Annotated in this window: 21 protein-coding genes; 9 read left to right on the top strand and 12 right to left on the bottom strand. The window is 55.6% G+C overall.

From position 1 onward, the window contains the following. Positions 1–59: 59 nt before the first annotated feature. Genes panE through AC22LX_RS14080 form a run of 3 tightly spaced genes read left to right on the top strand, consistent with a single transcriptional unit; the run spans position 60 to position 2,055 of the window. Entirely contained in the window at positions 60–971 is a 912-nt protein-coding gene (gene panE, locus AC22LX_RS14090) for a 2-dehydropantoate 2-reductase (protein WP_049059416.1), read from the top strand. Further along, a complete protein-coding gene (gene yajL / locus AC22LX_RS14085; RefSeq protein WP_045390902.1) occupies positions 934–1,527 on the top strand; it encodes a protein deglycase YajL in 594 nt (197 codons plus the stop codon). Before panE ends, yajL begins: the two co-directional genes overlap by 38 nt. 51 nt (positions 1,528–1,578) lie before the next feature. Continuing rightward, positions 1,579–2,055, top strand: coding sequence for an SRPBCC family protein (locus AC22LX_RS14080; RefSeq protein ID WP_020079493.1), 477 nt, complete (start codon positions 1,579–1,581; stop codon positions 2,053–2,055). 67 nt (positions 2,056–2,122) lie between these two features. On the opposite strand, the gene thiI is transcribed toward AC22LX_RS14080, so the two are convergent. Next, positions 2,123–3,571 (bottom strand): tRNA uracil 4-sulfurtransferase ThiI, encoded by a 1,449-nt coding sequence (gene thiI, locus AC22LX_RS14075; protein ID WP_045390904.1) that lies wholly within the window; start codon positions 3,569–3,571, stop codon positions 2,123–2,125. Between the two features lie 234 nt (positions 3,572–3,805). Between thiI and xseB the strand changes: the two genes are divergently transcribed. Genes xseB through AC22LX_RS14055 form a run of 4 tightly spaced genes read left to right on the top strand, consistent with a single transcriptional unit; the run spans position 3,806 to position 7,863 of the window. Next, positions 3,806–4,048, top strand: coding sequence for an exodeoxyribonuclease VII small subunit (gene xseB, locus AC22LX_RS14070; RefSeq protein ID WP_045390907.1), 243 nt, complete (start codon positions 3,806–3,808; stop codon positions 4,046–4,048). Next, on the top strand, positions 4,049–4,948 hold the full coding sequence (gene ispA / locus AC22LX_RS14065; RefSeq protein WP_045390909.1) for a (2E,6E)-farnesyl diphosphate synthase: 900 nt from the start codon (positions 4,049–4,051) through the stop codon (positions 4,946–4,948). An 18-nt stretch (positions 4,949–4,966) separates the two neighbouring features. Next, positions 4,967–6,829 (top strand): 1-deoxy-D-xylulose-5-phosphate synthase, encoded by a 1,863-nt coding sequence (gene dxs / locus AC22LX_RS14060; protein ID WP_045390912.1) that lies wholly within the window; start codon positions 4,967–4,969, stop codon positions 6,827–6,829. A 59-nt stretch (positions 6,830–6,888) separates the two neighbouring features. Continuing rightward, positions 6,889–7,863, top strand: coding sequence for an aldo/keto reductase (locus AC22LX_RS14055; protein WP_045381017.1), 975 nt, complete (start codon positions 6,889–6,891; stop codon positions 7,861–7,863). A 38-nt stretch (positions 7,864–7,901) separates the two neighbouring features. Here the strand turns inward: AC22LX_RS14055 and pgpA are convergent, their stop codons facing one another. From pgpA to nrdR, 6 genes are all read right to left on the bottom strand, one after another. Continuing rightward, positions 7,902–8,414, bottom strand: a complete 513-nt coding sequence (gene pgpA / locus AC22LX_RS14050) for a phosphatidylglycerophosphatase A (RefSeq protein ID WP_264673708.1) — start codon at positions 8,412–8,414, stop codon at positions 7,902–7,904. After that, entirely contained in the window at positions 8,395–9,372 is a 978-nt protein-coding gene (thiL, locus tag AC22LX_RS14045; protein WP_045390918.1) for a thiamine-phosphate kinase, read from the bottom strand. The genes pgpA and thiL overlap by 20 nt, the downstream gene beginning before the upstream one ends. 73 nt (positions 9,373–9,445) lie before the next feature. Beyond that, complete coding sequence (nusB, locus tag AC22LX_RS14040; RefSeq protein ID WP_015367993.1) at positions 9,446–9,865, bottom strand: transcription antitermination factor NusB; 420 nt, start codon at positions 9,863–9,865, stop codon at positions 9,446–9,448. 20 nt (positions 9,866–9,885) lie between these two features. Then, positions 9,886–10,356 carry a 6,7-dimethyl-8-ribityllumazine synthase gene (gene ribH / locus AC22LX_RS14035; protein ID WP_001021161.1) on the bottom strand — a complete coding sequence of 157 codons (471 nt, stop codon included), beginning with the start codon at positions 10,354–10,356 and terminating at the stop codon, positions 9,886–9,888. 86 nt (positions 10,357–10,442) lie between these two features. Further along, entirely contained in the window at positions 10,443–11,546 is a 1,104-nt protein-coding gene (ribD, locus tag AC22LX_RS14030; RefSeq protein ID WP_045390921.1) for a bifunctional diaminohydroxyphosphoribosylaminopyrimidine deaminase/5-amino-6-(5-phosphoribosylamino)uracil reductase RibD, read from the bottom strand. A 3-nt stretch (positions 11,547–11,549) separates the two neighbouring features. Then, positions 11,550–11,999 carry a transcriptional regulator NrdR gene (nrdR, locus tag AC22LX_RS14025; RefSeq protein ID WP_002890417.1) on the bottom strand — a complete coding sequence of 150 codons (450 nt, stop codon included), beginning with the start codon at positions 11,997–11,999 and terminating at the stop codon, positions 11,550–11,552. A 147-nt stretch (positions 12,000–12,146) separates the two neighbouring features. On the opposite strand from nrdR, the gene AC22LX_RS14020 reads away from it, so the two are divergent. Both AC22LX_RS14020 and AC22LX_RS14015 read left to right on the top strand, forming a co-directional pair. Continuing rightward, the gene (locus AC22LX_RS14020) at positions 12,147–12,686 is read left to right on the top strand and encodes a SadB/YajI family lipoprotein (protein ID WP_045390924.1); all 540 of its coding nucleotides are present in this window, start codon (positions 12,147–12,149) and stop codon (positions 12,684–12,686) included. A gap of 300 nt (positions 12,687–12,986) precedes the next feature. Beyond that, positions 12,987–13,871: a nucleoside-specific channel-forming protein Tsx gene (locus tag AC22LX_RS14015; RefSeq protein ID WP_015367996.1), complete on the top strand. Its 885-nt coding sequence runs from the start codon at positions 12,987–12,989 to the stop codon at positions 13,869–13,871. A gap of 56 nt (positions 13,872–13,927) precedes the next feature. Here AC22LX_RS14015 and AC22LX_RS14010 read toward each other — a convergent pair whose 3' ends face one another. The 5 genes from AC22LX_RS14010 to yajC all read right to left on the bottom strand — a co-directional run bounded on the left by AC22LX_RS14010 (position 13,928) and on the right by yajC (position 18,691). Beyond that, positions 13,928–14,617 carry a helix-turn-helix transcriptional regulator gene (locus AC22LX_RS14010; RefSeq protein WP_047078662.1) on the bottom strand — a complete coding sequence of 230 codons (690 nt, stop codon included), beginning with the start codon at positions 14,615–14,617 and terminating at the stop codon, positions 13,928–13,930. A 24-nt stretch (positions 14,618–14,641) separates the two neighbouring features. Beyond that, positions 14,642–15,007 (bottom strand): VOC family protein, encoded by a 366-nt coding sequence (locus tag AC22LX_RS14005; RefSeq protein ID WP_047044525.1) that lies wholly within the window; start codon positions 15,005–15,007, stop codon positions 14,642–14,644. Positions 15,008–15,502: 495 nt separating this feature from the next. Further along, positions 15,503–16,474: a protein translocase subunit SecF gene (secF, locus tag AC22LX_RS14000; RefSeq protein WP_015367999.1), complete on the bottom strand. Its 972-nt coding sequence runs from the start codon at positions 16,472–16,474 to the stop codon at positions 15,503–15,505. Between the two features lie 10 nt (positions 16,475–16,484). Next, positions 16,485–18,332: a protein translocase subunit SecD gene (gene secD / locus AC22LX_RS13995; protein WP_015704558.1), complete on the bottom strand. Its 1,848-nt coding sequence runs from the start codon at positions 18,330–18,332 to the stop codon at positions 16,485–16,487. A 26-nt stretch (positions 18,333–18,358) separates the two neighbouring features. Further along, positions 18,359–18,691: a preprotein translocase subunit YajC gene (yajC, locus tag AC22LX_RS13990; protein WP_003859109.1), complete on the bottom strand. Its 333-nt coding sequence runs from the start codon at positions 18,689–18,691 to the stop codon at positions 18,359–18,361. Positions 18,692–18,698 lie beyond the last annotated feature (7 nt).

Here is an 18,698-nt window from a genome sequence, read left to right as displayed (position 1 = left end):
TAGCTGATAACGCTATACTTTAGCTACAAGCGCCTGGGAGTCGCAGGTGAGGAGGAATAATGAAAGTAACCGTACTGGGATGCGGTGCACTGGGACAACTGTGGTTAACCGCGCTGTGTAAAAACGGACATGAGGTCCAGGGCTGGTTACGCGTCCCGCAACCATTTTGTAGCGTTAATCTCATTGAGACTGACGGTAGCACCTTTAACGAATCAATGACTGCTAACGATCCTGATTTTCTCGCCTCCAGCGATTTGCTACTGGTGACGTTAAAAGCATGGCAGGTTTCGCAGGCGGTGAAAAATCTGGCCGCTATATTACCGGCTTCGGCGCCTATTTTGCTTATTCATAACGGCATGGGCACCCTGAATGAATTAAAAAACATTAAGCAACCACTGCTGCTGGCGTCCACCACCCACGCCGCCCGACGCGATGGCAATGTCATCATTCACGTCGCACAGGGAACCACTCATATCGGCCCTGCTAAAAGCTATAGCGAAGATTACAGCGGCCTCGCCGACATCCTACAAAACGTACTGCCGGATGTCGCCTGGCACGACAATATCCACCCGGCGTTGTGGAGTAAGCTGGCCGTCAACTGCGTGATTAACCCCCTGACCGCGCTGAAAGATTGCAGAAATGGCGATCTGCGTGATTTTCCGCATGAAATCAATGTTATCTGTCAGGAAGTCGCCGCAGTAATGCAACGTGAAGGCATTCATACATCGGCAGAAAACCTGTTATTGTATGTGAATCAGGTCATTGAAAGTACTGCAGATAATATTTCATCGATGTTGCAGGACATCCGCGCGCAGCGGCATACGGAAATCGACTATATCACCGGTTTTCTGCTTAATCGCGCCCGGGCCCACGGTCTGTCAGTGCCGGAAAATGCCCGTTTATTTGAACAGGTAAAGCGAAAGGAGAATATTTATGAGCGCGTCGGCACTGATTTGCCTCGCCCCTGGTAGCGAAGAGACCGAAGCGGTCACCACTATCGATTTATTAGCGCGCGGCGGTGTGAAAGTGACCACCGCCAGCGTCGCCAGTGATGGCAATCTAACGATTGTCTGCTCAAGAGGCGTGAAGCTCCTCGCGGATGCGCCGCTGGTCGAAGTCGCCGATGGCGATTTTGATATCATCGTTTTGCCTGGCGGAATTAAAGGCGCCGAGTGCTTCCGCGACAGCCCTTTGCTGGTAGAAACCGTAAGACAATTTCATTTATCCGGGCGCATCGTGGCGGCAATCTGTGCCGCGCCAGCGACCGTTCTGGTGCCACATAATCTGTTCCCTATCGGCAACATGACCGGTTTCCCGGCGTTAAAAGAGCATATCCCCGCCGAACAGTGGCAGGATAAACGCGTCGTCTGGGATCCCAGGGTTAATTTGTTGACCAGCCAGGGGCCTGGAACATCTATTGATTTCGCCCTCAAAATGATTGACCTGCTGGTCGGGCGCGAAAAAGCGTATGAAGTGGCTTCGCAGTTGGTCATGGCTGCTGGCATCTATAATTACTACGAATCCTGATAGCCGGTCCGCGCAGCGGACTGGCCCCCCTGTATCTTGAGGAGCCGTAGCATGTCCCGTAGCGCAACCGATTCTCGTGACCTCGTCATTAGCCGCTGGCTCAGCGCGCCCACTTCAGCTCTCTGGCGCGCGTGGTCCGATCCGGCATTACTCAAAACCTGGTGGTGCCCTAAGCCGTGGTATACCGACGTTCTGGCCTTTGATTTGCGTCCAGGTGGGGCTTTTCACACCGTGATGCACGGCCCTGACGGTGAACGTAGCGATAACCCCGGCTGCTTTCTTGAAGTCATTCCGCAGCAAAAATTAGTCATGACCTCAATGCTAACCGAGAACTTTCGGCCGGCCGTTACCCCTTTTGCTATGACGGCTATTATTACCTTTGCGGATGAAAACGACGGCTGTCGCTATACGGCTACGGTACTGCATGCAGATGATGAAACCCGCGAGCAGCATGAAAAAATGGGATTTTTTGAGGGATGGAATATCGTTATCGATCAGTTGAATGCGCTGGCGATGACGCTACGCTGATACGCCAGCCAATAGATGTAAAAAAGCCTTCCCTAAGGGAAGGCTTTTCATAAGTAGTACAGGCGAATTACGGACGATACACTTTCACGTTAGTAAAGCCCTGCTCGCGCAGGTATAGCGCCTGCAGACGGCTCATCACGCCGCGCTCACACCACAACAGCCAGGTTTTGCTTTGATCGAGGTTGCCAAATTGGGTGCTCAGTTTATAGAACGGCAGCGAAACAACATCGACGCCTTCCACTTTTAATGGCTTGTCATCCTGCTCATCGATAGAACGAATATCGAGAATCACGTCATTGGCGCTGAAGCCGCTGACGGTTTCCACTTCCACCACGTCCTGCTGCGTTTGCTGGGCGATATCGCGAATATCGATGTTATTCGCTTGCTCAACCACTTTATCCAGAATGCTGAAGTCGAAGTTCTCTTCTTCCGCTTCGATCTTCGCTTTCACCGCTTTTACGGTTGGGCTCTTCGAGATAACGCCGCAGTATTCCGGCATGGTGCGGGCAAAATCTTCCGTGCCGATTTCACGCGCAAGATTGATGATGTGTTCTTTATCATGCGAAATCAGCGGACGCAGGATCAGCGTGTCGGAGACATTATCGATAAGACGCAGGTTGGTCAGCGTCTGGCTGGAGACCTGGCCCAGTGCTTCGCCGGTCACCAGCGCCTGCACGCCATAACGCTCAGCGACTTTCGATGCCGCACGCACCATCATACGTTTGAGCACCACCCCCATCTGACCATCATCGACTTTTTCAAGAATTTCGCCAACGACCGGCTCAAAATTGATTGCCACGAAGCGAACGCGATGGGAGCTGCCGAAGCGGTTCCACAGATAGTGCGCCACCTGACGAACGCCAATTTCATGCGCGGCGCCGCCGAGGTTGAAGAAGCAGTAGTGTACGCGGCAGCCGCGGCGCATCAGCATATAGCTTGAAACCCCGGAGTCGAAACCGCCGGAGATGAGCGACAGCACATCTTCCTGAGTACCAATGGGGAAGCCGCCAATACCTTCATAGCGCCCTTTCACCAGCAACAGGCGATCGTTTTCGATCTCGAGGTTAACCGTCACGTCCGGGTCGGTGAGCTTCACGCGCGCCGATTCGATATGCTGGTTCAGGCCGCCGCCAACGTAGCGCTCAACCTCAATTGAGGTGAATTCATGTTTACCACGGCGCTTCACACGCACGCAGAAGCTTTTGCCTTCGAGCTGCTCGCGCCACAGCGGTAATGTCTGCTCAAAAATATTGTGCAGCGAGGTGAAAGGTACATCTTCCACTTCCAGAATATGGTGAATGCCCGGGATACGGGTCAGCGCGTCGCGAATAGCCGGACGCTGATTTTCGTCTTTCGCGCGAACTTCGATATGATCCCAATGACGAACGACGGCGAGCGTCTCATCATAGTTTTTGAGAACGTTACGAATGTTCCCGGTTAAAATTTTAATAAAGCGCAACCGCACAGATTGGCTTTTGATGGTGATTTCCGGGAACAATTTAATGATAAACTTCATGGCGACAATAGTTCGTTGGCAAGCCCGACGGGGCTTTAAGCAAAAAAGTTGTACAGGCGCAATACAGCGTCTGCATCCAGGGCGCGGAGTATACCATCATTGTTCGCTTTTCGCCTGGCATTGCGCATTTTCGCAAAAATGTATCCGTAGGGTGAATGCCGCGAGTTTGCTTAACCGCCCGACTCCGTTACCATACTGATAGCCATCGAGACATAACAAGAGTCTATATTCACTATGCCAAAGAAAAATGAGGCCCCGGCCAGCTTTGAGAGCGCTTTAGGCGAACTCGAGCAGATCGTTAATCGTCTGGAAAGCGGCGCACTACCGCTGGAAGAAGCGCTCAGCGAATTTGAACGCGGGGTGCAGCTCGCACGCCAGGGCCAGACGAAACTGCAACAGGCCGAGCAGCGTGTCCAAATCCTGCTGGCCGATAGCGAAGATGCGCCGTTGACTCCCTTTACGCCGGACGCTGAATAAATGGACTTCCCGCAACAATTACAGGCCTGTGTCACCCAGGCCAATGACGCGCTGCGCCGTTTTATCTCCCCGCAGCCGTTTCAGAACACTCCGCTGGTTGAAGCCATGCACTATGGCGCATTATTAGGCGGTAAACGGCTGCGCCCTTTCCTGGTTTACGCCACCGGCGAGATGTTCGGCGTTAGCCGTTCCACGCTGGATGCCCCAGCCGCCGCCGTCGAATGCATTCATGCCTACTCGCTGATGCATGACGATCTGCCGGCGATGGACGACGACGATCTGCGCCGCGGTCAACCCACGTGCCACATCAAGTTTGGCGAAGCGAACGCTATTCTTGCCGGTGACGCCCTGCAAACGCTGGCATTTTCTATACTGAGTGATACGCCGATGCCGGAAGTGCCGGATCGCGACCGTCTGGCGATGGTTTCCGAACTGGCCCAGGCCAGCGGCGTCGCCGGAATGTGCGGCGGTCAGGCGCTGGATCTCGAGGCGGAAGGCAAACAGGTCGATCTGCAGACGCTGGAGCGAATTCACCGTCACAAGACCGGAGCGCTTATCCGCGCGGCGGTTCGTCTTGGCGCGCTGAGCGCCGGCGAGCGTGGCCGTCAGGCGCTGCCGGCGCTCGATCGCTTTGCGGAGAATATCGGTCTCGCCTTCCAGGTGCAGGATGACATTCTTGATGTGGTAGGTGATACTGCGACTCTTGGCAAACGTCAGGGTGCCGACCAACAGTTAGGCAAAAGTACCTATCCGGCGCTTTTGGGTCTTGAGCAAGCCCAGCAGAAAGCACGCGATCTGGTTGCCGATGCCCGCCAGGCGCTAGATGAACTGGCTGTGCAATCGCTGGATACCACGGCACTGGAAGCGCTCGCGAATTACATTATTCAGCGCGATAAATAAACAATAAATGAGTCTCTGATGAGTTTTGATATTGCCAAATACCCAACCCTGGCGCTGGTAGATTCCACCCAGGAGTTGCGCCTGCTGCCAAAAGATAGCCTGCCTAAGCTCTGCGATGAGCTGCGCCGCTATCTTCTGGACAGCGTGAGCCGCTCAAGCGGCCATTTTGCCTCTGGCCTTGGCACGGTTGAACTGACCGTGGCGCTGCACTATGTCTACAATACGCCGTTCGACCGCTTAATCTGGGACGTCGGTCATCAGGCCTACCCGCACAAAATTCTCACCGGTCGTCGCGACAAAATCGGCACTATCCGGCAGAAAGGCGGGCTGCATCCGTTCCCATGGCGCGGCGAAAGCGAATATGACGTACTGAGCGTCGGTCACTCCTCCACCTCTATCTCCGCCGGGATCGGCGTCGCTATTGCCGCCGAAAAAGAAGGCAAACAGCGACGTACCGTTTGCGTCATTGGCGATGGCGCTATCACCGCCGGGATGGCATTTGAGGCGATGAACCACGCGGGCGATATCAAACCAGACATGCTGGTCGTGCTGAACGACAATGAAATGTCGATCTCAGAGAATGTCGGCGCGTTGAACAACCATCTGGCGCAGTTGCTCTCCGGCAAGCTGTATTCCTCGCTGCGTGAAGGTGGCAAAAAAGTCTTCTCCGGCGTACCGCCGATTAAAGAACTGCTTAAACGTACCGAAGAGCATATTAAAGGTATGGTGGTGCCCGGCACGCTGTTCGAAGAGATGGGCTTTAACTACATCGGCCCGGTAGATGGCCACGATGTGCTGGGTCTGGTTAATACGCTGAAGAATATGCGCGACCTGAAAGGACCGCAGTTCCTGCACATCATGACCAAAAAAGGCCGCGGATATGAACCGGCCGAAAAAGACCCCATCACCTTCCATGCGGTACCAAAATTCGATCACACCAGCGGCGTGCTGCCAAAAAGCAGCGGCGGCCTGCCAACATATTCTAAAGTCTTTGGCGACTGGCTGTGCGAAACCGCGGCGAAGGATGACAAACTGATGGCCGTCACTCCGGCGATGCGTGAAGGTTCGGGCATGGTCGAGTTCTCGAAGAAATTCCCCGATCAATATTTTGATGTCGCCATTGCCGAACAGCACGCAGTCACCTTTGCCGCCGGGATGGCGATTGGCGGCTATAAGCCGATCGTGGCGATCTACTCAACCTTCCTGCAGCGCGCTTACGATCAGGTGATCCATGACGTCGCCATTCAAAAGCTGCCGGTGCTGTTTGCAATCGATCGTGCGGGCATCGTCGGCGCCGACGGTCAGACACACCAGGGAGCGTTCGATCTCTCCTTCCTGCGCTGCATTCCGGAAATGGTGATCATGACCCCGAGCGACGAAAATGAATGTCGCCAGATGCTCTACACCGGTTATCACTATAACGACGGTCCTAGCGCGGTACGCTATCCGCGCGGTACCGGAACCGGCGCCGCGCTTGAGCCGCTGGCGTCGCTGCCGATCGGAAAAGGTGTGGTGAAACGTAACGGCCAGAAGCTGGCAATCCTTAACTTCGGGACATTATTGCCGGAAGCCGCGCAGGTTGCGGAAAAACTCAATGCGACGCTGGTCGATATGCGTTTTGTGAAACCGCTTGATGACGCGCTAATCCTGCAGCTTGCCGCCGAGCACGATGTGCTGGTCACCCTTGAAGAGAACGCCATCATGGGCGGTGCAGGCAGCGGCGTAAACGAGCTTTTGATGGCCCACCGTCGCCCGGTACCGGTGCTGAACATCGGCCTGCCGGACTTCTTTATCCCACAGGGGACTCAGGAAGAAGTTCGCGCCGATCTCGGCCTTGATGCCGCCGGTATCGAAGCCAAAATCCGCGACTGGTTGGCATAATTGCCCATACCGCTCCTGCTATGCTTAAAGGATACCTTTTAAAGTAGCAGGAGCGTCTTATGCACTACATCCCTCTTGGCGATACCCATCTTCGCGTTTCCCGACTCTGTCTCGGCTGTATGACCTTTGGCGAACCTGACCGCGGCAATCACGCCTGGACGCTCCCTGAAGAGAGCAGCCGTCCGCTGATTAAACGTGCGCTGGAAGGCGGAATTAACTTCTTTGATACCTCGAACAACTATTCCGATGGCAGCAGCGAAGAGATACTTGGCCGCGCGCTGCGGGAGTACGCTCGTCGCGATTCGGTGATCGTCGCCACCAAAGTTTATCACCAGGTCGGCGATCTGCCGCAGGGACTATCACGCGCGCAAATCATGCGCTCCATTGACGATAGCCTGCGCCGTCTGGGAATGGACTATGTCGACCTGTTGCAGATCCACCGCTGGGATTACGCCACGCCCATCGAAGAGACGCTGGAGGCGCTCAGCGATGTCGTACGCGCCGGGAAAGCGCGCTATATCGGCGCATCATCAATGCATGCCCGCCAGTTCGCCCAGGCGCTCGCCCTGCAGGAACAGAACAATTGGGCGCGCTTCGTCACCATGCAGGATCACTACAACCTGATTTATCGCGAAGAAGAAAACGAGATGCTGCCGCTATGCCAGCGCAAAGGTATTGCGGTCATGCCGTGGAGCCCGTTGGCGCGCGGCCGACTAACACGACCATGGGGAGAAACGACCGCACGCCTCGTCTCCGATGAGTTCGGTAAATCGCTGTATAGCGCCACCGACGCCAATGATGAGCAGATAGCACAGAAGCTGGAGGAAGTGGCTGAGGAGTTAGACGCCAACCGCGCACAGGTGGCGCTGGCCTGGCTATTAAGCAAGCCCGGCGTGGCAGCGCCGATTATTGGCGCCTCGCGGCAGGAACAGTTGGATGAGCTCCTTCATGCCGTCGATTTAACCCTGACGCCAGAACAGATCGACAAGCTGGAGGCGCCCTATCGGCCCCATCCAATCGTCGGCTTCAAATAACGCCGCAATTTAGACCCCGGCCGCGCCGGGGTGCAGATTTAGAATAGACCTATCGGCCAGTGGTGGCCAATCAGATACAGTACGCCGGCGGAGATCACCCCGGCGACAATATCGTCGACCATAATCCCCATTCCGCCATGAATATTGCGATCGAACCAGCGGATTGGCCATGGCTTCCACATATCGAAGATACGGAAAATAACGAAGCCGGCGGCCACCCACTGCCAGTCCATCGTCGGTAGCGCCATCAGGGTGATCCACATCCCGACAAACTCATCCCAAACGATGCTGCCGTGATCATGGGTGCCCATATCTTTAGCCGTACGGTGGCAAAGATAGACGCCAATACAGATGCTCATCATCACCACCAGCGAATAGAGCTGCCAGGGAAGAAAGGTCATCAGATACCAGAACGGAATCGCCGCCAGCGACCCCATGGTTCCCGGAACCACCGGGCTCAGCCCGCTACCGAACCCGGTCGCCAGCAGGTGCCAGGGATTGCGCATATTGAGGCGGCTTTTCGCCTCGTCTCTACTGCGTGCCAAAATGATCGTACCCCTTTAAATCCAATTTAATCGGCTTACCCTCACGGATAAACTGCAGTCCATCTGCTTCCGCCACGATCTGGCCGATACAGGTAAAACGCGCGCCTAGCTGACCAATCGCGACATCGAGCGCCCCGCGGTTCAGCTCAGGTACGGTAAAGCACAGCTCATAATCTTCGCCGCCGGCGAGCGCCCAGCGCAGCGCCTGCTCAGGATCGACCTGGCGCAGCATAGCATCGGAGTACGGCATCGCATCGAGATCGATACGCGCGCCGCAGGCGCTGGCCTTCAGGATATGACCAAGGTCTGAGATCAGACCGTCGGAAAGATCGATCGCTGAATTGGCCAGGTCGCGCAGCGCCTGCCCCTGCAGCACGCGGGGCATCGGACGCAAATGGCGCGCCAGCAGGTAATCGGCATCCGCTGGCGAATCAACCGTTAACCGGTCCTGTAAAAGCGCCAGCCCGGCGGCGCTGTCGCCCGGCGTGCCGGTGACATAAATCCAGTCGCCAGGCTTGGCTCCGGAACGCTTCATCGCGCGCCCCGGCGGCACAAAGCCGTGGATACCCAGCGTCATCGACAGCGGCCCTCGGGTGGTGTCGCCGCCGATTAGCTGCATATCATAATAGTTAAGCTGGACAAACAGACTGTCGCTAAAGGCTTCAAGCCACGCTTCGTCTGCTTCCGGCAAGGTGAGCGCCAGCGTTAACCACGCCGGTTCCGCGCCCATCGCCGCCAAATCGCTCAGGTTCACCGCCAGCGCTTTATACGCCAGGTCGGCAGGGTCGATGTCGGCTAAAAAGTGGTTGCCCGCCACCAGGGTGTCGGTGCTGATTGCCAGCGTTTTTTTCTCGGGGATATTCAGGAGCGCGCAGTCATCGCCGATGCCGGTTTCAACATCAAGGCGGGCGCTTTTAACGCGATCAAAATAACGGGCAATCAGGGAAAATTCGCCGCATGCCATACGTTATGCCTCAGCAAAGAAAAGAATAAGGCCGGGTTCGCAGGATCAGATCCTGCAAAGCCCGGCCTGCAGTTTACTTTTTGCGGGGACGGATTACCGGGGCCGCTTTATCCAGCACGCCGTTGACAAACTTGTGGCTATCTTCAGCGCCGAAGGTTTTCGCCAGCTCGATAGCTTCGTTGATAGCCACTTTGTACGGCACGTCATCACGCTTCGACAGCTCAAACAGCGCGATACGCAGTACCGCTTTTTCTACCTGACCCAGCTCTTCCAGCTGGCGCGACAGGTATGGCTTCATCAGACCGTCGAGATACGCGCTGTTAGTCGCCACTCCGGACAGCAGTTCGCGGAAATACAGAACGTCGACATCTTTTACATCCTGTTCCGCCAGGAACTGGTATTCAACATCAGCGATGTCGTTCTGGGACAACTGCCAGGAGTAGAGCGCCTGGACGGCACACTCACGGGCGCGGCGACGAGCAGCAGGTTTCACGGAATTCCCCTTACAAAAAATCAGGCCTTGATGGCTTTCAATACGTTAATCATTTCCAGCGCGGTCAGCGCGGCTTCTGCGCCTTTGTTACCGGCTTTGGTGCCAGCGCGTTCGATGGCTTGTTCAATACTTTCAGTAGTCAGAACACCGAAGGCTACCGGGATTTCACTGTCCTGAGCGACGTGCGCCAGGCCATTGCTTGCACCGCCAGCCACATATTCAAAGTGGGCGGTACCGCCGCGAATCACCGTACCCAGCGCGATCACCGCGTCATATTTACCGGTTTTTGCCAGTGCGCCAGCCGCCAGCGGCAGCTCATACGCGCCTGGAACCCAAACAACGGTGATGTTTTCATCTTTTACCTGACCAATGCGCTTGAGGGCGTCAATCGCGCCTTCCAGCAGGCTGTCATTGATAAAGTTGTTGAAACGCGCAATGGTGATGGCGACGCGAGCGTCCGGGGTAGCAACGTTAGCTTCAATAATGTTCATACTCTTCCTTCGGGTTCATGTGCCCCGCAAGGGGGGCGGATTTTATCATAATATTCTGGGCGCTGCTTCCTAATATTAGGAATACATCACGCAGTCGTTAAATGCAGGCAGACATCGGGGCCGACCTGACGTATCTCGTTGAATTTGAAATGGGGGGCCTGGCTCAGTTTCTCAAGCCCCGGCAGCGCGCATAAACCGCGCGCGTCACTGCCTAACAGTTTAGGCGCAATATAGACGATAAGCTCATCCACCAGCCCGGCCTGTAGCAAAGCGCCGGCCAGCGTCGGCCCCGCTTCCACCCAAATACTGTTCACCTGCTGTTTACCGAGCTGCATCATTAGCAGCACGAGGTCGAGATGGCCGTTATGCTCCGGCACCAGTAGGGTACGCACGTTGTCAGGCCAGGCACGTTCATCGGCATGGGTGCGGGCGAAGAGAGTTTCACCTTGCTGCTGAACAATTCGATGCTCCGGCGTGACGCGGTTTTGGCTATCGATGACGATACGCAGCGGCTGTCGCAGGTTCTCCTGCGGATAGAGCGCCTGCGTATCGGCGCTCAGCTCCTGCCAGCGCACGGTCAGCGCCGGATCGTCCGCCAGCACCGTCGCGCTGCTGGTGAGAATAGCGTGGCTCTGCGCGCGCAGGCGCTGTACGTCGCGTCGCGCCTGCGGCGAGGTGATCCACTGGCTTTCGCCGCTGGCCATCGCCGTACGGCCATCGAGCGAAGCGCCCATCTTCAGCTGGATCCACGGAAAACCGGTACGCATGCGCTTCAGAAAACCTTTATTCAGCGCTTCCGCTTCATTCATCATCAGCCCATGGCTGACGTCAATGCCTGCCTGCTGCAGGCGATACAGGCCGCGACCGGCCACCTGTGGATTCGGGTCCTGCATTGCCGCTACCACGCGCGCCACGCCCGCGGCGATCAGCGCGTCGCAGCACGGCGGCGTGCGGCCATGGTGGCTGCAGGGCTCCAGGGTGACGTAGGCGGTCGCGCCTTTGGCTTTCTCGCCGGCCATGCGCAGCGCGTGCACTTCCGCGTGCGGCTCGCCGGCCCGATAATGGAAGCCCTCGCCGACGATCTCGCCGTCTTTTACAATCACGCAGCCGACGTTGGGATTAGGATGGGTAGTAAAGCGTCCGCGCGCGGCAAGCTTCAGCGCTCGCGCCATGTACATTTCGTCCTGCATGGCTTAGTCCTGTAAACGGGCGATTTCTTCGCCGAACTCTTTAATATCTTCGAAACTGCGATAGACGGAAGCGAAGCGAATATAGGCGACCTTGTCGAGCTTCTTCAGCTGTTCCATCACCAGATTACCGATCATTTTACTCGCGACTTCACGCTCGCCGGTGCCGCGCAGATGGGTTTTAATATGATTTACCGCCATTTCGACGTCATCGGCGCTGACCGGGCGCTTTTCCAGCGCTTTCAACATCCCGCTACGCAGCTTGTCTTCGTTAAAAGGTTCGCGCACGTCGTTGCTTTTTACCACCCGCGGCATCACCAGTTCCGCCACTTCAAAAGTGGTAAAGCGTTCATTGCAGACCAGGCACTGCCGACGACGACGCACGGAGGAGCCTTCGCCGACCAGGCGAGAATCGATGACTTTGGTATCCACGGCGAAACAGAAAGGGCAATGCATGGCGCGTCCTGACAGGTAGTTAATCTGAAGGGTAGTTTACCCTGAAGTCAGCGGACTACAAAGAAAGAGCTTTTGAGACAAAGGATCTATGGTAGGCCAATTCAGTTTAGCTACCATTAATCATCCTCTGTAAACGGAATCCTGACCATGACAAGACGTTACCTACAACTGGCTATCATCGGCAGCCTGTTCACCCTTACCGCCTGCGCCCAGCAAAGCGAAGTTCGTCAGATGAACGAGAGCGTCAGTACGCTGAGCAAAGAAATGACCCAGCTGAATCAGCAAACAATAAAAATCACCCAGCAAAACGCACTGAATGCTAAATCAACCCGCGGCGTTTATCTGCTGCCGGAGGCCAAAACCCCGGCGCGGCTGGAGAGCCAGATCGGCACCCTGCGTATGTCAGTGGGTAGCATTACGCCAGATGGCGACGGTTCGCGCCTGACCTTACGCATCCAGGGCGAGTCTAACGATCCGCTCCCGGCCTTTACCGCAACCGTCGCTTCCGGACAGATTACCGGCACTACCCACAGCTATCAGGAAGTCAACGTCCGGGATCAATTGATTAGCGCCCCGGCCAGCATCCTGGCGCCCAGCGATGTCGATATCCCGCTGCGCCTGAATGTGACGCCTGATAAAGTCGGCTTTATTCGTATCCACGATATCCAACCCGCCAGCGCGCAGTAAGCGCTCACGCCGGGCAAAACGGCCCGGCGACCCGCTTTCATCACTCGATATTATCCATTTACAACTTTTCATAAGAGTTCATTAGAAATCGTTCCTGATGGCGATTTTCAGTAGCATTTTGTCAAGAAATGCATAGAATCGTGAACGCAATCGATTACGCATGTTCTGGTTATGTGAAACAACACGTATTTTTGTGAGCAATGATTTCTATAATAGACCCCCACAGAAAGACGAAATATTTAGCAACGCTTCGGCAATTTTCTTAACGCCTTTTGGCTTAATTTAAACAGTGGCATCAACATGAAAAAAACATTACTGGCAGCGAGCGCTGTTGTGGCGCTTTCCGCTTCTTTCACCGCTGGCGCGGCAGAAACTGAAAAACCGCAGTACCTGTCTGATTGGTGGCACCAGAGTGTGAACGTGGTCGGCAGCTACCACACCCGTTTTGGACCGCAGATCCGTAACGATACCTATCTGGAATACGAAGCGTTTGCTAAAAAAGATTGGTTTGATTTCTACGGCTATATTGATGCCCCGGTCTTCTTCGGCGGCAACAGCACGGCGAAAGGTATCTGGAACAAAGGCTCCCCGCTGTTTATGGAGATCGAACCGCGTTTCTCTATCGACAAGCTGACTAACACCGATCTGAGCTTCGGGCCGTTCAAAGAGTGGTACTTCGCGAACAACTATATCTACGATATGGGCCGTAACGACTCCCAGGAGCAGAGCACCTGGTACATGGGTCTGGGTACCGACATCGATACCGGTCTGCCGATGAGCCTGTCGCTGAACATCTATGCCAAATACCAGTGGCAGAACTACGGCGCCTCCAACGAAAACGAGTGGGACGGCTACCGCTTCAAGGTGAAATACTTCGTTCCGCTGACCGACCTGTGGGGCGGTTCGCTGAGCTATATCGGCTTCACCAACTTCGACTGGGGTTCTGACCTCGGCGACGATAACTTCTACGATATGAACGGTAAGCACGCGCGTACCAGCAACTCTATTGCGTCCAGCCATATTCTGGCGCTGAACTACGCGCACTGGCACTACTCTATCGTCGCGCGTTACTTCCATAACGGCGGCCAGTGGGCTGATGATGCCAAGCTGAACTTCGGCGATGGCGACTTCAGCGTTCGCTCTACCGGCTGGGGTGGTTACTTCGTTGTCGGTTACAACTTCTAATTGCTAATACAGCAAGACAGCGCCCGGGACGCGTTTTACGCCAACCGGGCGTTTTTTTATCGCTCCTCACATCTCACCTTACGTAAGAAATCGCTTAATGAACGGTCGGCGCACTCGCTGAAACGACGCTCGGTCGCCCTTACCTCCAGACAACGATCGAGACGAAAGTTACGATAATCACTGCGCAGTTCGCACCAGGCCACCAGCAGCCAGCGCTCCCCCCAGAAAAACAGCCCCAGCGGCAACACTTCACGTCGCGTCACCTGACCGGATTCATCCTGATAGTGAAGCTGTAATACCTGCTGATTGGATACGGCCTGATGGATAACGTCAAAGTGGGTTTTAGCATAGCGATGCGCGCCAAGATCAGGGGCAAACAGCCGGGTCTGCTCCGCTTTGCGCCGCCTCTCCTCCGGCAAAATCGCCAGCATTTTTTCCTGGGCTGACTCCAGCGACTGCGAAAGCGCATCGCCGCCCCAGGTTTTTAACAGTCGAATCGCCGCAATGAGCGCTTCGGATTCTTTAGCGGTCAACATGAGTGGCGGCAGGTCGTAGCCCGCCAGCAGACGATAACCGCTCCCTGCCTCCCCCTCAACCGGGACACCGGAGAGCGAAAGGTCGCGAATATCGCGATAGACGGTACGCTCCGACACGCCCAACCGTTCAGCCAGCAACGCCGCGGTAGTTAGCCGCCTGCCGCGCAGGATCTGTACTATCTGAAATAAACGGTCGGCGCGTCGGGTCATTTCTCGTTTCGCTAAATAGTGAGGTTAAGCCGGTTGATGCAAGCCTACGCGGTTGCCTTCGCTGTCGGTAAACAGGGCGATGGCGCCAATATCATTCGGCAGCGTCAACGGGCCAAATACACACGCCCCACCCGCCGAGGCGACGCGATCCAGCGTGGCGGCAAGGTTGTCGGTGTGCAGATAAATAATAGCGCCCTGCGGCGATGGCGCGATCCCGTCAAATTTAGCCAACGCGCCGCCGGGGGCCGGGTCCTGATGCGGGAAGACGGCCAGGTCCGCGCAATCCATGGTTTCACGCCGTAGCGTCACCTGCATTACCGGCTCATAAAACGCGACGGCGCGATCCATGTCAGCGACCGGAATTTCAAACCAGTTAATCACGTTGTTCATACTTCCTCCAGCTCGTTAGTGAGTTCAGAAGCAGTGTACGAGAGGGCTCCTGACAGCATACTGTCAGCAGTGTGCTAAGCGGTTTTCAGAATTTGGCATATCAGGTTGTGGGTATACTCAACCTGCGCAGATATCCCTGTTTGAAAGGTTATTGCAAGCGCAGCGCCGCCGGGCAATATCCGCGGATAAGGAGCCGCTTTTGCGCCGGATGGCGGCTGCGCCTTATCCGGCCTACGGCCTGTGCGGCCTGCCGTTAATTTATTCACCATGCGGGCTGAGGGCCGTGATTTGCAGAGATAAATGTTGCAGGTAGCGAGCTGCCTGGCGAAGGTTTACTAAGTTTGTTTTATGCTGAAGATGAAGGTAGAGGCGAGGTTTTCTGGAGAAATGAGGGCTAAAGAGGCGATTTTTCCGCACTTGTAGCCGAGGCCGGATAATTTTGGCAAAAAAATCCCGGCCACAAGGCCGGGATTGCTTTATATCAACTGAACCGGATTACGGCAGAATAGACGGCTGATCCGCCCCTTCTTTTTCGACCTTCTGCTGGATCAGATGCTCGCGCTTCATGCCCAGCTTCAACGCCAGCGCGGACGCGACGTAGATAGAAGAAGCCGTACCGATGGATACACCAATCAGCATGGTCAGCGAGAAGCCTTCCAGAATCGGGCCGCCGAAGAGGAACAGCATCAGGATCACCATCAGGGTGGTACCGGAGGTGATCAAGGTACGGTGCAGCGTCTGGGTTAACGACACGTTAAAGATTTCGTACGGCGTACCGCGACGGATCTTACGGAAGTTTTCACGGATACGGTCCGAAACCACGATACTATCGTTCAACGAGTAACCGATGACCGACATCAACGATGCGACGATGGTCAGGTCAATCTCGATGTGGAACAACGACAGCACGCCCATGGTAATCACCACGTCGTGCGCCAGTGCGATAACCACCCCTGCCGCCAGTCGCCATTCAAAGCGGAAGCCGACATAGATAAGGATACACACCAGCGCCGCAATCAGCGCCAGAGCGCCGGTTTGCGCAAGGTCCGCGCCCACGCTCGGGCCAACGAACTCAATTCGTTTCACCGTCGCGCTTTGGCTGGTCGATTCGTTAATCACGTTAACGACTTTACTGCCCAGCTCCTGGCTGCCGTTGGCATCGTGTACCGGCGGCATACGCACCATGATGTCGCGGCTGCTGCCGAAGTTCTGCAGCTGCGGCTCTTCAAAGCCCGCTTTCTGCAGCGAATCGCGCAGCTGGTCCATATCAACCGGTTTTTCGAGGGTAATTTCAATCACCGTACCGCCGGTGAAATCGAGACCCCAGTTAAACCCGCGGACGCCGATGATGGCGATCGACACAATCAGCAGAAAACCTGAAATGCCGAAGGCCCAGTAGTCCCAGCGCATAAAGTCCCAGACTTTACGGCCGTGGTTCAATTGTTCAACAGTATATTCCTGTGCCACAACGCACTCCTCAGATAGACAGCTTTTTCACGCGCTTGCCGCCGTACAGCAGGTTCACGATGGCACGGGTGCCGACGATAGCGGTAAACATTGAGGTCGCGATACCGATACCGGTAGTAATCGCAAACCCTTTAATGGCACCGGTACCGACCGCGTACAGGATGATAACCTTAATCAGCGTCGTCACGTTGGCGTCAAAGATGGAGCTAAATGCGCCCTTATAACCTTCGTCAATCGCCTGCTGAACGGTACGTCCGTTGCTCAGCTCTTCTTTGATACGCTCGTTAATCAGTACGTTAGCATCGACCGCCACCGCAAGGGTTAAGACGATACCCGCGATCCCCGGCATGGTCAGCGTCGCCCCAGGAATCAGGGACATAATGCCGACAATCAGCACCAGGTTAGCAATCAGCGCAGAGGTCGCAATCAGACCGAACTTCTTATAGAAGAAGATCATGAACAGGATAGAGACCACCAGACCGGCCAGACATGCTTCCAGGCCCTGCTTGATGTTCTGCATACCCAGAGTTGGGCCGATAGTACGCTCTTCAACGATCTGAATCGGCGCAATCAGGGCGCCCGCACGCAGCAGCAGAGAAAGCTGACGCGCTTCGGTCGGGTTGCTGATACCGGTGATACGGAAGCTATTGCCAAGGCGAGACTGGATGTTGGCGATGTTAATCACCTCTTCCTCTTTCGCAAGGATAGCGCGACCGTTGGCATCTTTCTTACCGCTGTCTTTGTACTCCACGAACAGGGTCGCCATCGGTTTACCGATGTTGTCCTTGGTGAAGTTAGACATAATGTTGCCACCTGCGCTATCGAGCGAGATGTTAACCTGCGGCTGGTTGTACTCGTCCATGCTGGAAGTGGAGTCGGTGATATGGTCGCCGGTCAGGATCACGCGCTTATACAGCACCACCGGACGGCCTTCACGGGTGTCTTTCACTTCCGAATCGCCCGGTACGCGGCCAGAAGCGGCTGCGGACTGATCGACGTTGGTGTTCACCAGACGGAATTCCAGCGTCGCGGTCGCGCCAAGGATTTCCTTCGCACGCGCGGTATCCTGGATACCCGGCAGTTCAACCACGATACGGTCGGAACCCTGACGCTGAACCAGCGGTTCGGCCACGCCGAGCTGGTTTACGCGGTTACGCAGAATGTTGATGTTCTGCTGAACGGCGTATTCACGGGCTTCTTTCAGACGTTCGTCGGTCATCACCGCTTTCAGCGCATTGTTACCCTGGCTTGAAATAACCAGATCGCGATGGCGCGGGCTGAGATAAGAGATAGCCTGATCGCGCGCCGCGCTGTCGCGGAAGACGATGCTCAGACCGTAGTTGTCTTCCTTACGCACGGTAGAGTAAGGAATGCCTTTGTCACGCAGCTCGCTGCGCAGGCTATCGATGTTTTGTTCCTGCAGTTTGCCTAATGCGGTGTCCATGTCCACTTCCATCAGGAAGTGCACGCCGCCGCGCAGGTCAAGACCCAGCTTCATCGGCTCGGCATACATCGCCGCCAGCCAGCGCGGGGTCGCCGGAGCAAGGTTTAGCGCCACGACGTATTTGTCACCCAGCAGATTTACCAGCGCTTCGCGCGCTCGCAGCTGAGTATCGGTGGTGTCGAAGCGCGCAAGAATTGCGCCCTCTTCCAGTGCCACAGACTTCGCGGTGATTTTTTCTTCTTGTAAAGTTTTCTGGACCTGGATCAGCGTTTGCTCACTGGCGGCGACGCCGCGCGCGCCAGTGATTTGAACAGCCGGATCCTCACCATACAGGTTGGGAAGCGCGTAAATCAGGCCGACGATAATCACGACGACCAGCATAACGTACTTCCACAAAGGATAACGGTTTAACACGGCAGTTCCCTTAGGGAAAATGGTAATTACAGCGCCTTCATGGTGCCTTTCGGCAGAACGGCAGCTACGAAGTCACGTTTGATAACCACTTCGGTGGTATCGTTCAGCGCGATAGCGATGTAGCCGTTTTCCGCGACTTTAGTCACGCGACCAACCAGACCGCCGTTAGTCAGGACTTCATCACCTTTGGCGATGGAGTTCATCAGATTCTTGTGCTCTTTAGTACGTTTCTGCTGTGGGCGCAGGATCATGAAGTAAAAAATCAGACCGAACACCACCAGCATCAGAATCAGAGACATTGGGCTGCCCTGCGCCGGCGCGCCGGTTGCTGCTACCGCATCAGAAATAAAAAAGCTCATTGAAATT

This window comes from Klebsiella sp. PK01 (assembly GCF_057624675.1).
The sequence above is the reverse complement of the archived record's forward strand: the minus strand, read 5'-3'. Positions and strand labels throughout refer to the sequence as shown.

Coding starts and splice junctions, on each gene's coding strand:
- AC22LX_RS14055 (WP_045381017.1), top strand. CDS start 6,889: ATGCACTACATCCCTCTTGGCGATACCCATCTTCGCGTTTCCCGACTC.
- dxs (WP_045390912.1), top strand. CDS start 4,967: ATGAGTTTTGATATTGCCAAATACCCAACCCTGGCGCTGGTAGATTCC.
- thiI (WP_045390904.1), bottom strand. CDS start 3,571: ATGAAGTTTATCATTAAATTGTTCCCGGAAATCACCATCAAAAGCCAA.
- AC22LX_RS14020 (WP_045390924.1), top strand. CDS start 12,147: ATGACAAGACGTTACCTACAACTGGCTATCATCGGCAGCCTGTTCACC.
- yajL (WP_045390902.1), top strand. CDS start 934: ATGAGCGCGTCGGCACTGATTTGCCTCGCCCCTGGTAGCGAAGAGACC.
- AC22LX_RS14005 (WP_047044525.1), bottom strand. CDS start 15,007: ATGAACAACGTGATTAACTGGTTTGAAATTCCGGTCGCTGACATGGAT.
- AC22LX_RS14015 (WP_015367996.1), top strand. CDS start 12,987: ATGAAAAAAACATTACTGGCAGCGAGCGCTGTTGTGGCGCTTTCCGCT.
- ispA (WP_045390909.1), top strand. CDS start 4,049: ATGGACTTCCCGCAACAATTACAGGCCTGTGTCACCCAGGCCAATGAC.
- panE (WP_049059416.1), top strand. CDS start 60: ATGAAAGTAACCGTACTGGGATGCGGTGCACTGGGACAACTGTGGTTA.
- ribH (WP_001021161.1), bottom strand. CDS start 10,356: ATGAACATTATTGAAGCTAACGTTGCTACCCCGGACGCTCGCGTCGCC.
- ribD (WP_045390921.1), bottom strand. CDS start 11,546: ATGCAGGACGAAATGTACATGGCGCGAGCGCTGAAGCTTGCCGCGCGC.
- AC22LX_RS14010 (WP_047078662.1), bottom strand. CDS start 14,617: ATGACCCGACGCGCCGACCGTTTATTTCAGATAGTACAGATCCTGCGC.
- yajC (WP_003859109.1), bottom strand. CDS start 18,691: ATGAGCTTTTTTATTTCTGATGCGGTAGCAGCAACCGGCGCGCCGGCG.
- thiL (WP_045390918.1), bottom strand. CDS start 9,372: ATGGCATGCGGCGAATTTTCCCTGATTGCCCGTTATTTTGATCGCGTT.
- xseB (WP_045390907.1), top strand. CDS start 3,806: ATGCCAAAGAAAAATGAGGCCCCGGCCAGCTTTGAGAGCGCTTTAGGC.
- nrdR (WP_002890417.1), bottom strand. CDS start 11,999: ATGCATTGCCCTTTCTGTTTCGCCGTGGATACCAAAGTCATCGATTCT.
- AC22LX_RS14080 (WP_020079493.1), top strand. CDS start 1,579: ATGTCCCGTAGCGCAACCGATTCTCGTGACCTCGTCATTAGCCGCTGG.